The organism is Streptomyces sp. NPDC052910, from assembly GCF_055585605.1.
Genome location: NZ_JBVJJR010000005.1, coordinates 54,960 through 73,894, shown reverse-complemented (window position 1 = coordinate 73,894; position 18,935 = coordinate 54,960). Strand labels below are relative to the sequence as shown.

Below are 18,935 nucleotides of genomic sequence, written 5' to 3'. Positions count from 1 at the left end.
CATCCTGGGGGAGATTGGGTCACGAACCGGATGCCGCACGGAAGAGCTCGGCTCAGCCGCACACCTCTCACGATCGCGCCGAGCGTCGGCTCCGCTGCGGGCAGGTGCCGCCTTCGTTCCTCAGGCGACCCCTACCCTCCGCTACGCCTCAGCTCAGCCGCTCGATCACCATCGCCATGCCCTGTCCGCCGCCCACACACATCGTCTCCAGCGCGAACTGCTTGTCGTGGAACTGGAGTGAGTTGATGAGCGTGCCGGTGATGCGCGCGCCGGTCATGCCGAACGGGTGGCCGACCGCGATGGCGCCGCCGTTGACGTTGAGCTTGTCGATGTCGACGCCGAGGTCGCGGTAGGACGGGATCACCTGGGCGGCGAAGGCCTCGTTGATCTCGACGAGGTCGATGTCGTCGATGGTCATGCCGGCCCGCTTCAGGGCCTGGCGGCTCGCCTCGACCGGGCCGTAGCCCATGATCTCGGGGGAGAGGGCGGAGACGCCGGTGGAGACGATCCGGGCGAGCGGGGTGAGGCCCAGCTCCCGCGCCTTGGTGTCGGACATGATCACCAGCGCGGCGGCGCCGTCGTTCAGCGGACAGCAGTTGCCGGCCGTGACCAGGCCGTCCGGGCGGAAGGACGGCTTGAGGCCGCTGACGCCCTCCATGGTGACGCCCGCGCGCGGGCCGTCGTCCTTCTCGACGACCGTCCCGTCCGGGGTGGTCACCGGGGTGATCTCGCGCGCCCAGAAGCCGTTGGCGAGGGCCTGCTCGGCGAGGTTCTGCGAGCGGACGCCGAACTCGTCCATCTCCTCGCGGGTGATGCCCTTGAGGCGGGCGAGGTTCTCGGCGGTCTGGCCCATCGCGATGTAGGCGTCGGGGACGAGGCCGTCCTCGCGCGGGTCGTGCCAGCCCTCGCCGCCCTGCTCCGCACGGGCCGCGGTGCGCGCCTCGGCGTCGGCGAACAGCGGGTTGTGCGTGCCGGGCATGCCGTCCGACGAGCCGTTCACGGACCGGGACACCATCTCGACGCCCGCCGAGAGGAAGACGTCGCCCTCGCCCGCCTTGATCGCGTGGAAGGCCATCCGCGAGGTCTGGAGGGACGAGGCGCAGTAACGGGTGATCGTGGTGGCGGGCAGGTGGTCCATGCCCATCTGCACGGCGACGATCCGGGCGAGGTTGTGGCCCTGCTCGCCCCCGGGCAGGCCGCAGCCCAGCATCAGGTCGTCGATCTCGCGCGGGTCCAGGCCGGGCACCTTGTCGAGGGCGGCCTGGATGATCGTGGCGGTCAGGTCGTCCGGCCGCAGCTCCTTCAGCGAGCCCTTGAAGGCCCGGCCGATGGGGGAACGGGCGGCTGAGACGATCACGGCTTCGGGCATCAGGGCTCCAGTCGACGCGACGGCAGGCAGGACTCCGGTGAAGTTACCCGCACGTAAGGTCAAGGTCACGAGGCCGCGGCTGTGATGTGACTCATGGCCGTCGGGCCGGACGACGGCATGCGGTTCCCCCGGCGGCGGGGTGCCCGTCCATTGTCGCTCCGCGACGCCCGGACGGGCTGGAGTATCAGCCCGTCCGGCGTTTGAGGACGCGCGCCGAAGGTGCGCTCGGGGGTGCGGGGGCCTGCCCCCGCAGGAAACGGTGAAAGGGAGGGGCCGGGGCTACCTCCCCACCCGGTGCCACATGTGGTGCCGCTCCGGCCCGTCCCCCGGTCCGTCCCCCGGCCCCTCGGCCGGGGGAAGCTGCCGGCGGCGGCGGTGCTTGAGGAGGGCCCAGCGGCCGCGGGCCGCCGTGACCTCGGTGCCGCCTTCGGCCGCCGCCTCGGCCGCGGCCCGGGCCACCGGCAGGATGCCCTCGCGGCGGGTGGCGTCCGGCCGCTCCTCGTCCTCCGGCCAGAGGCCGAGCGCCGCGCAGAGGGTGGGCAGCACGGCCATGGCGGCGGTCGCGTAGCCCTCCGCCGAGGGGTGGTAGTTGTCCGGGCCGAACAGTTCCCGGGGGTTGGACTCGAACTCCGGCCCGAGCAGGTCGCCCAGGGAGACCGTGCGCCCGCCCGCCTCCAGCACCCCTATGGTCTGCGCCGCCGCCAACTGGCGGCTGAGTCGCCGGGCCAGCCAGCGCAGCGGCTGGTAGACCGGTTCGATCGTGCCGAGGTCGGGGCAGGTGCCGACGACCACCTCGCAGCCCGCGTCGCGGAGTCTGCGCACGGCTTCGGACAGCAGGCGGACCGAGCGGGCGGCCGGTACCCGGTGGGTGACGTCGTTGGCCCCGATCATGATCACGCAGACGTCGGGGGCCCGGTCGTGACCGGACAACAGCAGGGTGACCTGCCGTTCCAGGTCGTAGGACTGGGCGCCGGACAGCGCCACGTTCCGCAGCTCCACCGGCCGCTCGGCGACCGCCGCCAGTCCGGCGGCCAGCAGGGCGCCGGGCGTCTGCCGGGGCCGGTGGACGCCCTTGCCCGCGGCCGTGGAGTCGCCCAGCATGCCGAGGACCAGGGGGTCGTTCCCGGCCCGGTGGACGAACGCCGACCCGTACCGGCCGTCCGCCTGCGGCGGTACCTCGTTGTTGCCTCCGACGACCCGTCGGGCCAGCGCCACCTCGGTCAGCAGCAGCCCGAGGGCCGCCCCGCCCAGCAGCCCGATGCCGCCGCCTCCGTATGCCGCCGCCGCCGCGATCCGTCGCGCGGCCCTCGCCCTCGACATGGACATAAGGCGGGTCTCCTCCCGCTCCGCGAGCGCTGTGCACCCTTGCTCGACCGTGCTGATAGCTACGTGCCCCGAGCACCGGTCAGTGCAACGCGTCACTGGTGCACTCGGCCCTCGAATCGTCCGAATAGGCTGGTTGTACGGGCACGCGACGAACCGCTAGTGCCCCCGACCGCGGAGACCACCGTGCAGTATCACGATTCGATGATCGAGCTCATCGGGAACACCCCGCTCGTGAAGCTCAACAGCGTGACCGAGGGCATCAAGGCGACCGTGCTGGCCAAGGTCGAGTACTTCAACCCCGGCGGATCGGTGAAGGACCGCATCGCCGTGCGGATGATCGAGGCCGCGGAGAAGTCCGGGGAGCTGAAGCCGGGCGGCACCATCGTCGAGCCGACGTCGGGCAACACGGGCGTGGGTCTCGCGATGGTGGCCCAGCAGAAGGGCTACAAGTGCGTCTTCGTCTGCCCGGACAAGGTGTCCCAGGACAAGATCAACGTGCTGCGGGCCTACGGTGCCGAGGTCGTCGTCTGCCCCACCGCCGTCGACCCGGAGCACCCGGACTCGTACTACAACGTGTCCGACCGGCTGGTCCGTGAGATCCCCAACGCCTGGAAGCCCGACCAGTACAGCAACAAGAACAACCCGCTGTCGCACTACCACTCCACCGGTCCCGAGGTGTGGGAGCAGACCGAAGGCAAGATCACGCACTTCGTCGCGGGCGTCGGCACCGGCGGCACGATCAGCGGCACCGGCCGGTACCTGAAGGAGGTCAGCGGCGGCAGGGTCAAGGTCGTCGGCTCGGACCCCGAGGGCTCGGTCTACAGCGGCGGTTCCGGCCGTCCGTACCTGATCGAGGGCGTCGGCGAGGACTTCTGGCCGACCGCCTACGACGGCACGGTGACCGACGAGATCATCGCGGTCTCCGACAAGGACGCCTTCCAGATGACCCGCCGCCTCGCCCGCGAGGAGGGGCTGCTGGTCGGCGGCTCCTGCGGCATGGCCGTGGTCAGCGCCCTGCGCCTGGCCGAGCGGCTGACCGAGGACGACGTCGTGGTCGTCCTGCTGCCGGACAGCGGCCGCGGCTACCTCAGCAAGATCTTCAACGACGAGTGGATGGCGGACTACGGCTTCCTGGAGGAGCCGGGCGACGCCGCCCGCGTCGGTGAGGTGCTGCGCCGCAAGGACGGCGGCCTGCCCTCGCTGGTGCACATGCATCCCGAGGAGACGGTCGGCGAGGCGATCGAGGTGCTGCGCGAGTACGGCGTCTCGCAGATGCCGATCGTCAAGCCGGGCGCCGGCCACCCGGACGTGATGGCCGCCGAGGTCATCGGCTCGGTCGTGGAACGCGAGCTGCTCGACGCCCTGTTCACGCAGCGCGCCTCGCTCTCCGACCCGCTGGAGAAGCACATGAGCGCGCCGCTGCCGCAGGTCGGCTCCGGCGAGCCGATCGGCGACCTGATGACCGTCCTGGGGCAGGCGGACGCGGCGATCGTGCTGGTCGAGGGCAAGCCGACCGGTGTGGTGAGCCGTCAGGACCTGCTGGCCTTCCTGGCGGAGGGCAACGGGAGCAAGTAGCCGGACGCGTACGGGGGCGCCGGGCCGGTGCGAACCGGCCCGGCGCGTTCGGGGCCCGTCAAGACGCGCCCTCGCCCCGTAAAGGGAACGTATGTGTCACGTGACGGCAGCACGGACTTAACACGGCCGGGCCACACTGGGAGGCGTGCCGCGGGGACGGAGACGTCCCGGGCGGCACGTCGGTGCGACGGCTGGACTTCCGGAGCGGCTCCCGGACTCCACGGCCGTCCGGACGCGGTGGCCGGCGCCCCAGGGCCCGGGCCGCGTCCCCGCGGGGGACCGCCGCCGTCCCGACCCCGGGCTCGGCCCGGGGTGCGGCGGCCCCCGCGCAGTCCGTTCCGTTCAGGCCCGGTCCCGGGACCCCTCAGTCCCGCCCCGGGGCAGTCCCGTTCCGGGTCGGTCCCACACCGGTCAGTCCCACTCCGAGCCGCCGCGGTCCTGGTTCCGCTGCCACGGGAACCCCCGCATCACCTGCACCGCGTTGACCCCCACGATCCCGGCCCAGGTCACCAGCAGGCCGGCCAGCCCGGCGTTGGCCACGCCGATCGCGGACAGCGGGATCGCCAGCACCAGCGTCACCACGGCGAAGCCGAAGCGCTCGCCGAACGTGCCGAACTCACCGCCCGCGCCGGGCCTGCCGCCGCGCGCGGCCGCCATCTGCTGCTCCGCCGCCTGGCGGCGCAGCCGCCGCTCCACCGCGCCGTCGAGCTTGCTCTCCACCTTCTCGAGGAAGGAGTCGACGAGCTCGGTCTCGTAGTCGTCGCCCAGTTCCCTGCGGGCCTGGAGGGACGCGTCGAGGTCCTTCTTGAGGTCGGTCTTCAGGTCTGGGTCATGGCCGCTCATGCCGACAACGGTACGGTCGGCCCGTGACCTCCGTCAGTGGGGTCAGCACCCGTATCCGCAGTGGGGCCGTCCCCGGGGCGGGCCCGTGGAAGGAGCAGTCCGTGACAGCCGCCCTCCTGTCGTCCCTCACCGACGGCGAGACCGCCGACCGGCCGGACGCCCTCTCCTTCGCCGGCCGCACCCTCTCCCGCGAGGACCTGCTCGGCGCGGCGGGGGCCGTGGCGCACCGGATCGCCGGCGCGGCCTGTGTCGCCGTCCGCGCGACGGCGACGGCCGAGACGGCCGTGGCGGTCGTCGGCGGACTGCTCGCCGGGGTGCCCGTGGTGCCGCTGCCACCGGACGCCGGGCCCGTCGAACGTCGGCACATCCTGCGGGACTCCGGCGCCGAACTCCTCCTCGGCGGGGAGGCGGAGGACGACGACGTGGCCTCCGTCCCGGTGGACATCGGGGAACGGGCCGGCCACCCGGCGCGGACGGCGGACCCGGACCGTCCGGCGCTGATCCTCTACACCTCCGGCACCACGGGCGCCCCCAAGGGCGTGCTGATACCGCACGACGCCATCACGGCCTGCCTCGACGGGCTCGCCGAGGTCTGGCAGTGGACGGCGGAGGACACCCTGGTCCACGGCCTGCCCCTGTTCCACGTGCACGGGCTCGTCCTGGGCGTGCTGGGGGCGCTGCGCACCGGCTGCAGGCTGGTCCACACCGGGAAGCCGACGCCCGAGGCCTACGCGGCGGCGGGCGGCAGCCTGTACTTCGGGGTGCCGACGGTGTGGTCCCGGGTCGTCCGCGACCCCGCCGCCGCCCGGCGGCTGGCCGGGGCGCGGCTGCTGGTCTCCGGCAGCGCCGCGCTGCCCGCGCCCGTCTTCCGCGAGCTGGAGGCGCTGACCGGACAGCGGCCCGTCGAGCGGTACGGGATGACGGAGACGCTGATCACCGTCGCCGCCCGGGCGGACGGGGAGCGGGTGCCGGGACGCGTCGGCGTACCGCTGCCGGGGACGCGCACCCGGATCGCGGCGGTCGAGGGCGGCGACGGCATCGGCGAGCTGGAGGTGTCGGGCCCCACGCTCTTCGCCGGCTACCTCGGCCGCCCCGGGGACACCGCCCGGGCGCACACCGCCGACGGCTGGTTCCGCACCGGCGACATCGCCGCCCTGGACCCCGACGGCACCCACCGCATCGTCGGCCGCGCCTCCACCGATCTCATCAAGTCCGGCGGGTACCGCGTCGGCGCCGGGGAGGTGGAGAACGCGCTGCTCGACCACCCGGCGGTGGCCGAGGCGGCCGTCGTCGGGCTGCCGCACGACGACCTGGGCCAGGAGATCGTCGCGTACGTGGTGGCGGAGGGGGTGACGGAACAGGCGCTGATCGACTTCGTCGCCGGTCATCTGTCCGTCCACAAGCGGCCGCGCCGCGTCCGGTTCCTGGAGGCGTTGCCGCGCAACGCGATGGGCAAGCCGCAGAAGAAGCTGCTGGAGGGGTTGTAGGGGGCGCGGGCGGGGGGCGTCGGTCCGCCGGGCCTGCATAATTCCATGCAGACCCGGACCGGATGAATGGCCCGGTGCCCCCCGGGAACGGCCCGGGGAACGATCCGGGAGTGACCCGGGAGCGACCCGAGAGGACGAGCGGATGACGGAGACCGGCGCGGCACCGGAGGCCACCGCACGGCTGCAGAAGCTCTTCGAGGGCCACCGGCTGACGCCCACCCAGCGCCGCATCGCCCACTGCATGGTGCGCCGGGCCGCCGACGCCCCCTTCCTCTCCAGCGTGGAACTGGCCGAGCTCGCCGGGGTGAGCCAGCCGTCCGTCACCCGCTTCGCCGTGGCCCTCGGCTTCGACGGGTACCCGGCGCTCCGCCGCCACCTGCGGGAGGCGGTCCCGGCGGCCCCCGCGGCGGCGCCGGACACGGACAACGCCTACCAGCAGGCGGTCCACGCAGAGATCGACAACCTGCGGCACCTCGCCTCGCTGCTCGCCGACCCCGAGCCCGTGGCCCGCGCGGGCCGGCTGCTGGCCGCTTCCCGGCCGCTGCCGGTGCTCGGCCTGCGGGCCGCCGGCGCCCAGGCGGCCGGCTTCACCTACTTCGCCCGCAAGGTGCACCCCGACGTCCGGCTGCTCGACGAGGGCGGCAGCCTGCTCGTCGACCGCCTCGACGCGGCGGTCCGGGCCGGCGCGAGCGTCCTGCTCTGCTTCGCCCTGCCCCGCCACCCGCGCGAGGTGGTCGAGGCACTGGAGTACGCGCGGGGCGCGGGCCTCACCGTCGTCACCGTCGCCGACTCCACCTTCGCCCCCGTCGCCCGCCACAGCGACCTGCTGCTCCCCGCCGCCGTGGGCACCGGCCTGGTCTTCGACACCGCCTGCGCGCCGATGCTGCTGGGACGGGTGCTGCTGGAGGCGATGTGCGACGCGCTGCCCGACGCGCAGGCGCGGCTGGAGGAGTTCGACGTCAAGGCGGTGGCGCGGGGGCTGTTCGCGGAGTGACGCGGTGTCAGCGGGCCTGGGCGCTCGCGGCTGTCCGCTGCGGCGCCTGCGCGCCGGCCTCCGTCGCCGACCCCAGGAAGCTCATCAGCCCTGTGAGCGCCAGCGCCACCGCCGCGACGGCCGCGCGTCGCCTCAATCCCCGTTTGTCGACCGGCATTCCGGGTCCCTTCGCTCGTTGCTCCGCCCCCGTGCGCTACGTCGACGGTAGCGGGGCCGGGGGCGCGTACACGTCATACCGGGGCGCTCAGCGGTGGGTGATACCGGGGTATGACGTTGCTGTCATCGTTCGGTCATGTGGGATGCCCCGGTCCCGCCCTTTCACGCCGGACGGGCTGAAGCGAGCGCCCACTTCAGCCCGTCCGGCGTTTGAGGACAACCGCGCGGAGCGCGGTTTCAGGGGGGCGGGGGCTTGCCCCCGGGAAGCGGCGAAGTGGGGGTGCCCCCTCTGGGGGAGGGACCGGGGCACAGCCCGCCGCAGGCGCCCCCGCCCGGACATCCTCAGCTTCTCCTCAGATTCGCCCGCTACCCTCCGCCCAGGATCAGCCGACGTGAGGAGGTTCAGGATGGGACGCGGAAACGGAAGCAGCTCACTGGCGCGCGTCGCCGTGATCGTACGAGCACCCGCCGCCTTGCTGTGGTGGCTCGGCCTGCTCGCGGCGGGCATCGGAGCCGCCCTCCCCGGCCTCACCGGCCGCCGCATCGGCCTGCTCGCCGGAGCGGCCCTGTTCCTGGCGACCGCCGCCGCCGCGTTCACGGCCCGCCGCAAGCGCTACACACATCTGGCGCGAGCCGCCTCGCGCGCCGGGAAGGCGGTCTTCCTCCAGGACCGTGCCGTCACCGCCCGCACCTGGCGGCGAGGCCGCCGCTGGTGGCTGGCGCTCGCGTTCCCGGCCGCCGTCGCCTCGTCCCTCGTGGCCCCGGGCGCCGCCGGCCTGGCCCTGGCCGGTGTCGGCGCGGGCCTGTGGGCGAAGGCCCAGTGGCTGGGCGGGCTGGAGCGCCGGGCGGAGGCGTTGCTGTGGGTGCGGACGGAGTGGGCGAAGGGCAGCCCGGCCGCCAAGGGCGTCCCCGCCTACCTGACCACCGGTCTCGCGGCCGGTGACGCCGCCCCGGGCGGTGCCCGCCGGTCCCGGCGTCCCGCGGCGCCCCGGGCGGCGGTCAGCGCAGCCCGCTGAGCGCCTCCGCGTGCGTGCCCCCGCTCTCGGCGACCAGTTCGCCGAGGGACTGCGGCGCGCGGACGGGCGCGAACCGCACTCCGTCCGCCGCGTCCAGCCAGCCGTACACCCCCGGCCGGGGCAGCGCGTTGTAGGCGAAGTGGGTGGAGAAGTAGTAGGCGCCGGTGTCGAGCAGGGCGACGTGGTCGCCGGTGTCCAGCGGCGGCAGGCTCCGGCCCACGGCCACCAGATCGCCCGCGAAGCAGCAGGGCCCGGCGACGTCCTGGGGCACCGGCTCGCCCGTCTTCGGCAGCCCCCGGACGTCGTACGCGGCCACCCGCAGCGGCCAGGCGTCCGGCGCGAAGACCGTCCGCGTGGCCACCTGGGCACCCGCGTGCGTCACCGCGATCCGGCGGCCACCGGCGGACTTGGCGTACTCGACGCGGGCCAGCACCAGGCCGTGCTTGGCCGTCAGCGACCGGCCGAACTCGGTGACCAGCCCGTACCGCCCGTCGAACAGCCCCGGCACGGTCGCGGCGAGCAGCCGCGCGTAGTCCCGGTGGCTCGGAACCACATCCGAGGCGAAGTCGACGGGCAGCCCGCCCCCGATGTCGAGGGTGTCGACCTGCTGCCGCCCGGCGAGCCCGTTGATCTCCTCGGCCAGCTCGTAGACGATCCGCACGCCCTCCGCGAGAAGCTCCGGCGGGCAGCCCTGCGAACCGACGTGGCCGTGCAGCCGGGTCAGCCAGGGGCGGTCCGCGTACGCCCGCAGCAGCCAGGCGCGGGCCCCGGGTCGCGCACCGCCACGCCGAACTTCGAGCTCTCCGTGGCGGTGCTCATCGCGCCGATGCTGCCGCCGCCCACCTGTGGGTTGACGCGGACGCCCAGCGGGGAGGCGGGCGGCCCGCCGGATGCCACGAGGGCGTCGAGACGCGCGAGTTCGGCCCGGCTGTCCACGTTGACGGCGATGCCGAGGGCCAGTGCCTCGCGCAGCTCGGCGGGGGTCTTGGCGGGGGAGTCGAGGACGATCCGGTCGGGCGGCACGCCGGCGGCGCGGGCCAGGGCCAGCTCGCCGGGGCTCGCCACCTCGCAGCCCAGCCCCTCGTCGGCCAGCAGCCGCAGCACCGGCACCAGGGAGGCGGCCTTCACCGCGAAGGCGTGCAGTACGCCCCGGCCGCCGCCGGCCCGCGCCTCGCCGCCGGTCCGGACGTCGGCGAACGCCGCGCGCAGGGCCGCCGCCGACGCCCGTATCCCGGTCACGTCCAGCAACCCGGCCACCGGGTGCCCCTCGTTCACCAGCCCCCGCGCCACCGCCGCCCGGACGGCGGCGTCCCGCCGCTCCGCCGGGCCGGGCTCCGGCCGGCCGTTCCCCGTCAGGCCCACCCCCCTACTTCACCACCGGACCCGGTGCCGCGCCACGGCGCGAAGGGGGTCCCACCACCTGTTGACTAGACGTATTCACCGGCCCAGTATGTGCAGAAGTTCTATTCAGCACGTTCTCCACACGTTCTTCTCACCCACGGCCGGCGCCCGCCGCGGCCGGGAGTCAGGGAGGCAGGGCCCATGTCAGGACCGCGACCCGTGCGAGCGCCGCGAGGCACCGAGCTCAGCGCCCTGGGCTGGCAGCAGGAGGCCGCCCTGCGGATGCTGCAGAACAACCTCGACCCCGAGGTCGCCGAGCACCCCGACAAGCTCGTCGTCTACGGCGGCACCGGCAAGGCGGCCCGCGACTGGCGCTCCTTCGACGCCATGGTCCGCACCCTGAGGACCCTGAAGCAGGACGAGACCATGCTCGTCCAGTCGGGCCGCCCGGTCGGTGTGATGCAGACGCACGAGTGGGCGCCGCGCGTCCTGATCGCCAACTCCAACCTGGTCGGCGACTGGGCCAACTGGGAGGAGTTCCGCCGCCTGGAGGCCCTCGGCCTCACCATGTACGGGCAGATGACCGCCGGTTCGTGGATCTACATCGGTACCCAGGGCATCCTCCAGGGCACCTACGAGACCTTCGCCGCGGTCGCCGCCAAGAAGTTCCAGGGCACCCTCGCCGGGACGATCACCCTCACCGCCGGCCTCGGCGGCATGGGCGGCGCCCAGCCGCTCGCCGTCACCATGAACGACGGCGTCGCGATCTGTATCGACTGCGACCCGCGCGCCATCGACCGGCGCATCGAGCACCGCTACCTCGACGTGAAGGCCGACTCCGTCGACCACGCCCTCCACCTGGCCGTCGAGGCCCGCGACGCCCGGCGCCCGCTCTCCATCGGCGTCCTCGGCAACGCGGCCGACCTCGTCCCGCAGCTCCTCGCGATGGGCGCGCCCATCGACATCGTCACCGACCAGACCTCCGCCCACGACCCGCTCGCCTACCTGCCGACCGGCATCGCCTTCGAGGACATGACCGACGCCGCCGCCAAGGACCCGGCCGGCTTCACCACCCGCGCCCGGGAGTCCATGGCGAAGCACGTCGAGGCCATGGTCGGATTCCAGGACGCCGGCGCCGAGGTCTTCGACTACGGCAACTCCATCCGCGGCGAGGCCCGGCTCGCCGGGTACGAGCGGGCGTTCGCCTTCCCCGGCTTCGTCCCGGCCTACATCCGGCCGCTGTTCTGCGAGGGCAAGGGCCCCTTCCGCTGGGCGGCCCTGTCCGGCGACCCCAAGGACATCGCCGCGACGGACCGCGCCATCCTCGACCTCTTCCCCGAGAACGAGTCCCTCGCCCGCTGGATCAAGATGGCCGGCGAACGCGTCCACTTCCAGGGCCTCCCCGCCCGCATCTGCTGGCTCGGCTACGGCGAGCGCGACCGGGCCGGCGAGCGGTTCAACGACATGGTGGCGAGCGGCGAACTGTCCGCCCCCGTGGTCATCGGCCGCGACCACCTCGACTGCGGATCCGTCGCCTCCCCCTACCGTGAGACGGAGGCCATGCGCGACGGCTCCGACGCCATCGCCGACTGGCCGCTGCTCAACGCCATGGTCAACGTCGCCTCGGGCGCCTCCTGGGTGTCGATCCACCACGGCGGCGGCGTCGGCATGGGCCGCTCGATCCACGCCGGCCAGGTGACGGTCGCCGACGGCACGCCGCTGGCGGGCGAGAAGATCCGGCGGGTGCTGACGAACGACCCGGGGATGGGCGTGATCCGGCACGTGGACGCCGGGTACGACATCGCGGAGTCGGTCGCCGAGAACCGGGGTGTTCGGGTGCCGATGCGCGAGGGTGACGCGTGAGCGATACAGCCCGTCCGGCGTTTGAGGACAACCGCGCGGAGCGCGGTTTCGGGGGTGCGGGGGCGCAGCCCCCGCAAGAAACGGGAAGTGGGGGTGCCCCCTCTGGGGGAGGGGTGGGGAACCGGCCCGCCGCAGGCGCGAGCTTCCACGAGATGTGGCGCGACCTCGCGCCCATCGGCCGGAACCCCGAAAGCGGCGGCTACCGCCGCCACGCCTGGACCGGCGCCGACACCGACTGCCGTGAATGGTTCAAGGCCCAGGCGGAAAGCCGCGGCCTCACCTACGAGGTCGACCGCAACGGCAACCAGTGGGCCTGGCTCGGCGACCCCACCGCCGGAGACGCCGTCGTCACCGGCTCCCACCTGGACTCCGTCCCCGACGGTGGCGCCTTCGACGGCCCCCTCGGCGTCGTCTCGTCGTTCGCCGCCCTCGACGGACTCCGCGCGCGCGGCGCCGCGCCCACCCGGCCCCTCGCCGTCGTCAACTTCGGCGACGAGGAGGGCGCCCGCTTCGGCGTCGCCTGCGTCGGCTCCCGCCTCACCGCGGGCACCCTGACGCCCGAGGCCGCGCACGCGCTGCGCGGCGCCGACGGCGTCGGCCTGCCGCAGGCGATGGAACGGGCCGGATACGACCCGGAGGCCATCGGCCCCGACCCCGAACGCCTCGCCCGCATCGCCGCGTTCGTCGAGCTGCACGTCGAGCAGGGCCGCGCGCTCGCCGAGACGCCGCACCCCGTCGGCGTCGCCTCCGCGATCTGGCCGCACGGCCGCTGGCGGTTCGACTTCCACGGTGAGGCCAACCACGCGGGCACCACCCGCATCGAGGACCGCAAGGACCCGATGCTCACCTACGCCAACACCGTCCTGGCCGCCCGCAAGAAGGCGCGCCTCGCCGGCGCCCTCGCCACCTTCGGCAAGGTCGCCGTCGAACCCAACGGCGTCAACGCCATCGCCTCCCTCGTCCGCGGCTGGCTCGACTCGCGGGCGGCCGACGAGGCCACCCTGGCCGAGGTCGTCGCCGCCATCGAGCAGGCCGCCGTCGAACGCGGCCTCCGCGACGGCGTGGACGTCCGCGTCACCCGCGAGTCGTTCACCCCCGTCGTCGAGTTCGCCCACGGCCTCCGCGACGAGCTCGCCGGACTGCTCGGCGGCGTGCCCGTGCTCCCCACGGGCGCGGGACACGACGCCGGGATCCTCTCCGGCAGCGTTCCCACCGCCATGCTGTTCGTACGCAACCCCACCGGCGTCTCGCACTCGCCGGCCGAGACGGCCACCGAGGACGACTGCGTGGCCGGGGTGACCGCACTCACCGACGTACTGGAGGGCCTGGCGTGCCGGTGACCACCACCTACTGGGCCGAGCACGCCTGGCTCGGCACCCACGTCGAGCCCGGCGTGGCCATCGACACCGACCCGGCCGACGGCCGGATCACGGCCGTGCGCACCGAGGTGACGGCACCCCCGCCCGGGGCGGTGACCCTGCGCGGACTCACCCTCCCGGGCCTGGCCAACGCCCACAGCCACGCCTTCCACCGGGCCCTGCGCGGCGCCGTCCAGATCGGCTCAGGCACCTTCTGGACCTGGCGCGACACCATGTACGGCGTCTCCGACAAACTCACCCCCGACCGCTATTTCGCGCTCGCCCGCGCCACCTACGCCGAGATGGCCCTCGCCGGCGTCACCTGCGTCGGCGAGTTCCACTACCTCCACCACGCCCCCGGCGGCACCCCCTACGACGACCCCAACGCCATGGGCGAGGCCCTGCTCGCCGCCGCAGCCGAAGCCGGCATCCGCATCACCCTCCTCGACACCGCCTACCTCTCCGCCGGCTTCGGACAGCCGCCCAACCGGCACCAGCTCCGCTTCTCCGACGGCACGGCCGACGCCTGGGCCGAACGCGCCGCCGCCCTCAAGGGCGGCGGGCACGCCCGGATCGGCGCGGCCGTGCACTCCGTGCGCGCCGTCCCCGCCGACCAGTTGGCCACCGTCGCCGCCTGGGCCGCCGACCGGGCCGCCCCCCTGCACGTCCACCTCTCCGAGCAGACCGCCGAGAACGACGCCTGCCGCGCCGCGCACGGCGTGACCCCCACCCGGCTCCTCGCCGACCACGGCGTCCTCGGCCCGCGCACCACCGCCGTGCACGCCACGCACCTCACCGACGAGGACATCGCCCTGCTCGGCGGCTCCTCCACCGGCACCTGCATGTGCCCCACCACCGAACGCGACCTCGCCGACGGCATCGGCCCCGCCGCCGCCCTCCAGCGGGCCGGTTCCCCGCTCTCCCTGGGCAGCGACAGCCACGCCGTCATCGACCTCCTCGAAGAGGCCCGCGCGATGGAACTCGACGAGCGCCTCCGCACCCGCACCCGGGGCCACTGGACGGCCGCCGCCCTGCTGCGCGCCGCGACCGGCGACGGCCACGCCGCCCTCGGCTGGTCCGAGGCCGGCCGCATCGAACCCGGCGCCCTCGCCGACCTCACCACCGTCGCGCTCGACTCCGTCCGCACGGCAGGGCCGCACCCCCGACTGGGCGCCGAGACGGCCGTATTCGCGGCGACCAACGCGGACGTACGGCACACCATCGTCGGCGGGCGGCATGTCGTACGGGACGGTGTCCACCTGCTCGTGGAGGACGTGGCGGGCGCACTGGCCGACTCCATCGCGGTCCTGCGCTCCTGAGGCGGCCGGACCCGGTGGACCCGTTCGGTGCGACGCGACCGCCGGCTCCAGGCGGTGCGGTGGGCCTGCCGGGCCCGTTCGGTCCGCCGGAGCGGCCCGGCTCGCTCGGTCCGGTCGGCATCCCGGGTCCGTCCGGGTCCGGGGAGGCGCCCGGCGCGTCCGGTCCGACAACGCTGCCCGCTCCGCCCGGTCCGTGGGAACCGCCCGGCCCGACCGGGCCGTTCGGTATCCCGGGCCCGACCGGTTCAGGGGACCTGCCGGTCCCGTTCGGTCCGCCGGGCCTGCCGGGCCCGCCCGGTCCACCAGGGCGGGTAGGTTCGGCGGCGGAGCGGCCGGTCCCGGCCCGCAAGCGTCCGTCCCCGGACCGCCGGGAAGCGGAACCGGGCGAGAAGCCGGACGCGGCTCCCGCCGGGCCGCGGGCCGGCAAGCCCGTCCGACCACCCGCCGGGATCCCCGACCGGAAGCCCGGCCACCTCCCCGACACGAACCCCGCCCGAACCCCCGACAAGAAGCGGCCGAGCCCGAAACGCCCGAACCCGAAGGACGTCCTCACTCCCATGGCCCCCATCACCACGGCGATCACCAACATCGGCAGCCTCGTCACCAACGACCCCTCCCTCCCCGGTACAGGCCCCCTCGGCGTGATCCAGAACGCGGCGGTCGTCATCGACGGCGACCGCATCGCCTGGGTCGGTCCGACAAGCAAAGCACCCGCCACTGACAACGCCGTCGACGCCGAGGGCCGGGCGGTCCTGCCGGGCTTCGTGGACTCGCACTCCCACCTCGTCTTCGCGGGTGACCGGACCGAGGAGTTCAACGCCCGGATGTCCGGCCGGAGCTACAGCGCCGGCGGCATCCGCACCACCGTCGCCGCCACCCGCGCCGCGACCGACGCCGAGCTGGAGGCCAACCTCCGGCGCCACCTTGAGGAGGCCCTGCGCCAGGGCACCACGACCCTGGAGACCAAGTCCGGTTACGGCCTCAGCGTCCACGACGAGGCCCGCGCCCTGCGGATCGCCGCCGCCCACACCGACGAGGTCACCTACCTCGGCGCCCACATCGTGGCTCCGGAGTTCGCCGACGATCCGGACGGTTACGTCGCGCTCGTCACCGGCGACATGCTCGACGCCTGTGCCCCGCACGCCCGTTGGGTCGACGTCTTCTGCGAGCGCGGCGCGTTCGACGGCGACCAGGCGCGTGCGGTCCTGGAGGCGGGGATCGCCAAGGGGCTGCACGCCCGCGTCCACGCCAACCAGCTCGGCCACGGCCCCGGCGTCCGGCTCGCCGTCGAGCTCGGCGCCGCCTCCGCCGACCACTGCACCCACCTGACCGACGCGGACGTCGACGCCCTGGCCTCCGGTGACACGGTCGCCACTCTGCTGCCCGGCGCGGAGTTCTCCACGCGCGCCCCCTGGCCGGACGCGCGCCGACTGCTTGACGCGGGCGTCACGGTCGCGCTCTCCACGGACTGCAACCCCGGCTCGTCCTACACCAGTTCCGTACCGTTCTGCGTCGCCCTGGCCGTGCGCGACATGGGGATGACCCCCGACGAGGCCGTGTGGGCCGCCACGGCGGGCGGCGCGGCGGCCCTGCGCCGGACGGACGTCGGCCGCGTCGCCCCCGGCGCCCGCGCCGACCTCGTTCTGCTGGACGCGCCGAGCCACGTGCACCTCGCGTACCGGCCGGGCGTCCCGCTGGTCTCCGCGGTCTGGCGCCGGGGCGTGCGCGAGGTCTGACCCGGGCGGCCGGGGAGCCGTGGCGACCCGCAGCCGTCGCCTCCGCGGCACCCCGGCCACGGCCGCCCGCCTCGCGGCCACCGCGACCGGCGGCCCGCCTCGCGCTGGTGAACCCGCCCCGCGCCGGCGACCGCCCCGCGCCGGGGCCGGCCGCCGGGCGACGGCTCAGCCCGCCGCGTCCCGCCGCCAGGCGATCCGCACCTCCGGCAGGTCCGCGCCCGGCGCGTCCAGCTCCGGCGCGGGCCGCCCGCACAGGTGCAGCCCGAAGAAGGCCGTGACATAACGGCTGGTCACCGCCTGCGCGCGGCGCCCCTCCAGGGTGCCGAAATACCGCTGGAACCGCTCCGGCGGCCAGGACTTCGCCAGCTCCAGGCCGACGCCCAGCGGCGCCAGGTCGGTGAAGCCGTAGTGCCGGGTGCCCAGCAGGTTCACCTTGCGGCCCCACGCCCGGTGGGCCGCCATGAAGGAGTCCCAGCCGGTGTCCGCGGAGTCCTCCGTGAACAGCATGAACGGCTGCGTCAGCCCGGTGCGGACGGCGTCCGTCCACAACCTGCCGTCGAGCGCGATCCCGGCCGAGAACCGGGCGTCGGTGCGCAGCGCCTCGGCGGAGGCCGAGCCGCCCAGCGAGTGTCCGAACGCGCCGACCCGGTCGAAGTCCACGGCGGCGCTCACCGCGGGCGCGGGGCTCGCGCCCCGCTCACCGCTCAGCACGTCCAGGACGAAGCGCAGGTCGGCGGCCCGGACGTCGGAGTACCGCCGCAGTTGCCCGGGGTCGCTCGTCGGTGGGTTCCCGGGGACGACACGGCCGTCCGGGAACTCGGCCGGCCCGTCATACGTGTGGTTGACGCCCACCACCACGTACCCCCGCGAAACCAGCTCCTGGGCGAACGCGGTCCCCGTCGCGGCCGGGTCCTGACGGCCCGGGCTGTAGAAGACCAGGGGCGCGTCCCGGAGCGTACGGCTCACGGGCGCGCCGGCGCGGGACTGGGTGCGCACGCGGGAGAGAGAGCCCGTCGGGAGGGTGAAGCGCTGTTCCACCGACGGCAGGAGGCCGCCGGGCAGGTAGGGGGCGGTCGTCCGCCCGGCATCCTGGTCCGTGGCGTACCAGATCTGCACCATGAGTTCACGCGCTGCCCGCGCGGGCGCGTAGGGGTCCATACGACAGGTGTCCACGAGATGCAGCCGGGAGGTGCCCACCGGGTGGGGGCCGGAGGGGGCCGGCAGCGGTACGGGGTCCATGGACGGTGTGCGGGGCGCGGGGGTCGCGGCGTGCGCCGCCGGGCCCAGGGCGCCGGCGGCTCCTCCGGCCAGGGCGGCCCCCACCGCACCCGCCGAGGCGCGGAGGAGCGAGCGGCGTCCTAAGGAGGCCGACACCTCCGGGGTTCCGGGACGGTTCACGCGTCTCTTCTCCCAAGCGAAACGGCCGAGGTCGAGGGATCGAGTGTGGATCATCGCCGTCATCACACCACCCCCACGTTCCTCGCGGAAACCCCGTTGCGGCCACCGTCACATCACAACTCGGTTGCCTCCACGGACCACCGGGACGAGAGTGACCCGATGAAGACGATCGGGTTGCTGGGTGGCATGAGCTGGGAGTCCACCGCGGAGTACTACCGGCTGCTGAACGAGCGCACACGGGAGCGGCTCGGCGGCCTGCACTCCGCCAAGTGCGTGCTGTACTCCGTGGACTTCGCGGAGATCGAGCGGCTTCAGGAGGAGGGCCGCTGGGACGAGGCGGGCGAGATCCTGGCCGCCGCCGCGAAGTCGCTGTCGGCCGCGGGCGCGGAACTGCTGCTGATCTGCACCAACACCATGCACAAGGTCGCGGACCGGATCACCGCCGCCACCGACGTCCCGCTGCTGCACATCGCGACCGCCACCGCCGACGCCGTCCGCGCGGCCGGCCCGCGCCGCGTCGGCCTGCTCGGCACCGCGTTCACCATGGAGCAGGACTTCTACCGCGACCGGCTCACGGCGGGCGGCCTGGAGGTCCTGGTGCCGGACGCGGCCGGCCGCGCGACCGTCCACCGGGTGATCTACGAGGAGCTCTGCGCCGGGATCGTCCGCGAGGAGTCCCGCGAGGCGTACCGGGCGGTCATCCGCGATCTCGTCGCGGCGGGGGCGGAGGGCATCATCCTCGGCTGCACCGAGATCGAACTCCTCGTCGGCGCCGAGGACAGCCCGGTCCCGGTCTTCCCGACGGCCCGGCTGCACGCGGAGGCGGCCGTCGCGTGGGCGCTGGCCGGCGAGGCGCCGGAGACGACGCCGGCGGGCTGATGCGCGGGCCGGTGCGGCCGGGGCTCCCGCGAAAAACGGGTTGAGCGCCCACGGAACCGGACAGAGCGCCCACGGAACCGGACGGGGGCACCCGCGAACTGGACGGGGGCGCCCGCGAACCGGACAGAAGCGCCCGCGCAAACGACGGTGGCGGCCCGCGGGGGATCCCGGCGCCGCCACCCAGCCCCCCGCGGGGGGGGGACCGCCCGCCCCCCCGGGCGGGGAAACAGGCACCCACCAACCCCCCCCCCCCCCCCCCCCCCCTCGTGACGGAA

14 protein-coding genes and 1 pseudogene are annotated in these 18,935 nt (G+C 74.5%); 9 read left to right on the top strand and 6 right to left on the bottom strand.

Annotation, left to right across the window (positions count from 1 at the left end):
* Positions 1-148: 148 nt before the first annotated feature.
* Both ACZ6X9_RS19530 and ACZ6X9_RS19525 read right to left on the bottom strand, forming a co-directional pair.
* Entirely contained in the window at positions 149-1,369 is a 1,221-nt protein-coding gene (locus ACZ6X9_RS19530; protein WP_469779251.1) for an acetyl-CoA C-acetyltransferase, read from the bottom strand.
* Positions 1,370-1,648: 279 nt separating this feature from the next.
* A complete protein-coding gene (locus tag ACZ6X9_RS19525; RefSeq protein ID WP_469779250.1) occupies positions 1,649-2,695 on the bottom strand; it encodes an SGNH/GDSL hydrolase family protein in 1,047 nt (348 codons plus the stop codon).
* A 183-nt stretch (positions 2,696-2,878) separates the two neighbouring features.
* Between ACZ6X9_RS19525 and ACZ6X9_RS19520 the strand changes: the two genes are divergently transcribed.
* Positions 2,879-4,270, top strand: coding sequence for a cystathionine beta-synthase (locus ACZ6X9_RS19520; protein WP_469779249.1), 1,392 nt, complete (start codon positions 2,879-2,881; stop codon positions 4,268-4,270).
* Between the two features lie 411 nt (positions 4,271-4,681).
* On the opposite strand, the gene ACZ6X9_RS19515 is transcribed toward ACZ6X9_RS19520, so the two are convergent.
* Positions 4,682-5,113, bottom strand: coding sequence for a hypothetical protein (locus ACZ6X9_RS19515; protein WP_469779248.1), 432 nt, complete (start codon positions 5,111-5,113; stop codon positions 4,682-4,684).
* A gap of 101 nt (positions 5,114-5,214) precedes the next feature.
* Here ACZ6X9_RS19515 and ACZ6X9_RS19510 point away from each other — a divergent pair, with 101 nt between their 5' ends.
* Together ACZ6X9_RS19510 and ACZ6X9_RS19505 are read left to right on the top strand one after the other, a co-directional pair.
* On the top strand, positions 5,215-6,600 hold the full coding sequence (locus ACZ6X9_RS19510; RefSeq protein ID WP_469779247.1) for an acyl-CoA synthetase: 1,386 nt from the start codon (positions 5,215-5,217) through the stop codon (positions 6,598-6,600).
* 142 nt (positions 6,601-6,742) lie between these two features.
* A complete protein-coding gene (locus tag ACZ6X9_RS19505) occupies positions 6,743-7,594 on the top strand; it encodes a MurR/RpiR family transcriptional regulator (RefSeq protein ID WP_469779246.1) in 852 nt (283 codons plus the stop codon).
* A 7-nt stretch (positions 7,595-7,601) separates the two neighbouring features.
* Here the strand turns inward: ACZ6X9_RS19505 and ACZ6X9_RS19500 are convergent, their stop codons facing one another.
* Complete coding sequence (locus ACZ6X9_RS19500; RefSeq protein ID WP_469779245.1) at positions 7,602-7,730, bottom strand: hypothetical protein; 129 nt, start codon at positions 7,728-7,730, stop codon at positions 7,602-7,604.
* A 427-nt stretch (positions 7,731-8,157) separates the two neighbouring features.
* Here ACZ6X9_RS19500 and ACZ6X9_RS19495 point away from each other — a divergent pair, with 427 nt between their 5' ends.
* Positions 8,158-8,766 carry a hypothetical protein gene (locus ACZ6X9_RS19495; RefSeq protein ID WP_469779244.1) on the top strand — a complete coding sequence of 203 codons (609 nt, stop codon included), beginning with the start codon at positions 8,158-8,160 and terminating at the stop codon, positions 8,764-8,766.
* Here the strand turns inward: ACZ6X9_RS19495 and ACZ6X9_RS19490 are convergent.
* Positions 8,750-10,128: pseudogene (locus ACZ6X9_RS19490) on the bottom strand (type III PLP-dependent enzyme domain-containing protein). The gene ACZ6X9_RS19495 and the pseudogene ACZ6X9_RS19490 overlap by 17 nt on opposite strands.
* Positions 10,129-10,308: 180 nt before the next feature.
* Here ACZ6X9_RS19490 and hutU point away from each other — a divergent pair.
* The 4 genes from hutU (at position 10,309) to hutI (ending at position 16,383) form a co-directional block, all read left to right on the top strand.
* Positions 10,309-11,970, top strand: coding sequence for a urocanate hydratase (gene hutU, locus ACZ6X9_RS19485; protein WP_469779243.1), 1,662 nt, complete (start codon positions 10,309-10,311; stop codon positions 11,968-11,970).
* A gap of 152 nt (positions 11,971-12,122) precedes the next feature.
* A complete protein-coding gene (locus ACZ6X9_RS19480; RefSeq protein ID WP_469779620.1) occupies positions 12,123-13,310 on the top strand; it encodes an allantoate amidohydrolase in 1,188 nt (395 codons plus the stop codon).
* Entirely contained in the window at positions 13,301-14,647 is a 1,347-nt protein-coding gene (locus tag ACZ6X9_RS19475; RefSeq protein ID WP_469779242.1) for a formimidoylglutamate deiminase, read from the top strand. The genes ACZ6X9_RS19480 and ACZ6X9_RS19475 overlap by 10 nt, the downstream gene beginning before the upstream one ends.
* A gap of 557 nt (positions 14,648-15,204) precedes the next feature.
* Complete coding sequence (hutI, locus tag ACZ6X9_RS19470) at positions 15,205-16,383, top strand: imidazolonepropionase (RefSeq protein ID WP_469779241.1); 1,179 nt, start codon at positions 15,205-15,207, stop codon at positions 16,381-16,383.
* 165 nt (positions 16,384-16,548) lie between these two features.
* On the opposite strand, the gene ACZ6X9_RS19465 is transcribed toward hutI, so the two are convergent.
* Positions 16,549-17,781 carry an alpha/beta hydrolase family protein gene (locus ACZ6X9_RS19465; protein WP_469779240.1) on the bottom strand — a complete coding sequence of 411 codons (1,233 nt, stop codon included), beginning with the start codon at positions 17,779-17,781 and terminating at the stop codon, positions 16,549-16,551.
* 159 nt (positions 17,782-17,940) lie between these two features.
* Here ACZ6X9_RS19465 and ACZ6X9_RS19460 point away from each other — a divergent pair, with 159 nt between their 5' ends.
* Positions 17,941-18,660 carry an aspartate/glutamate racemase family protein gene (locus ACZ6X9_RS19460; RefSeq protein ID WP_469779239.1) on the top strand — a complete coding sequence of 240 codons (720 nt, stop codon included), beginning with the start codon at positions 17,941-17,943 and terminating at the stop codon, positions 18,658-18,660.
* Positions 18,661-18,935 lie beyond the last annotated feature (275 nt).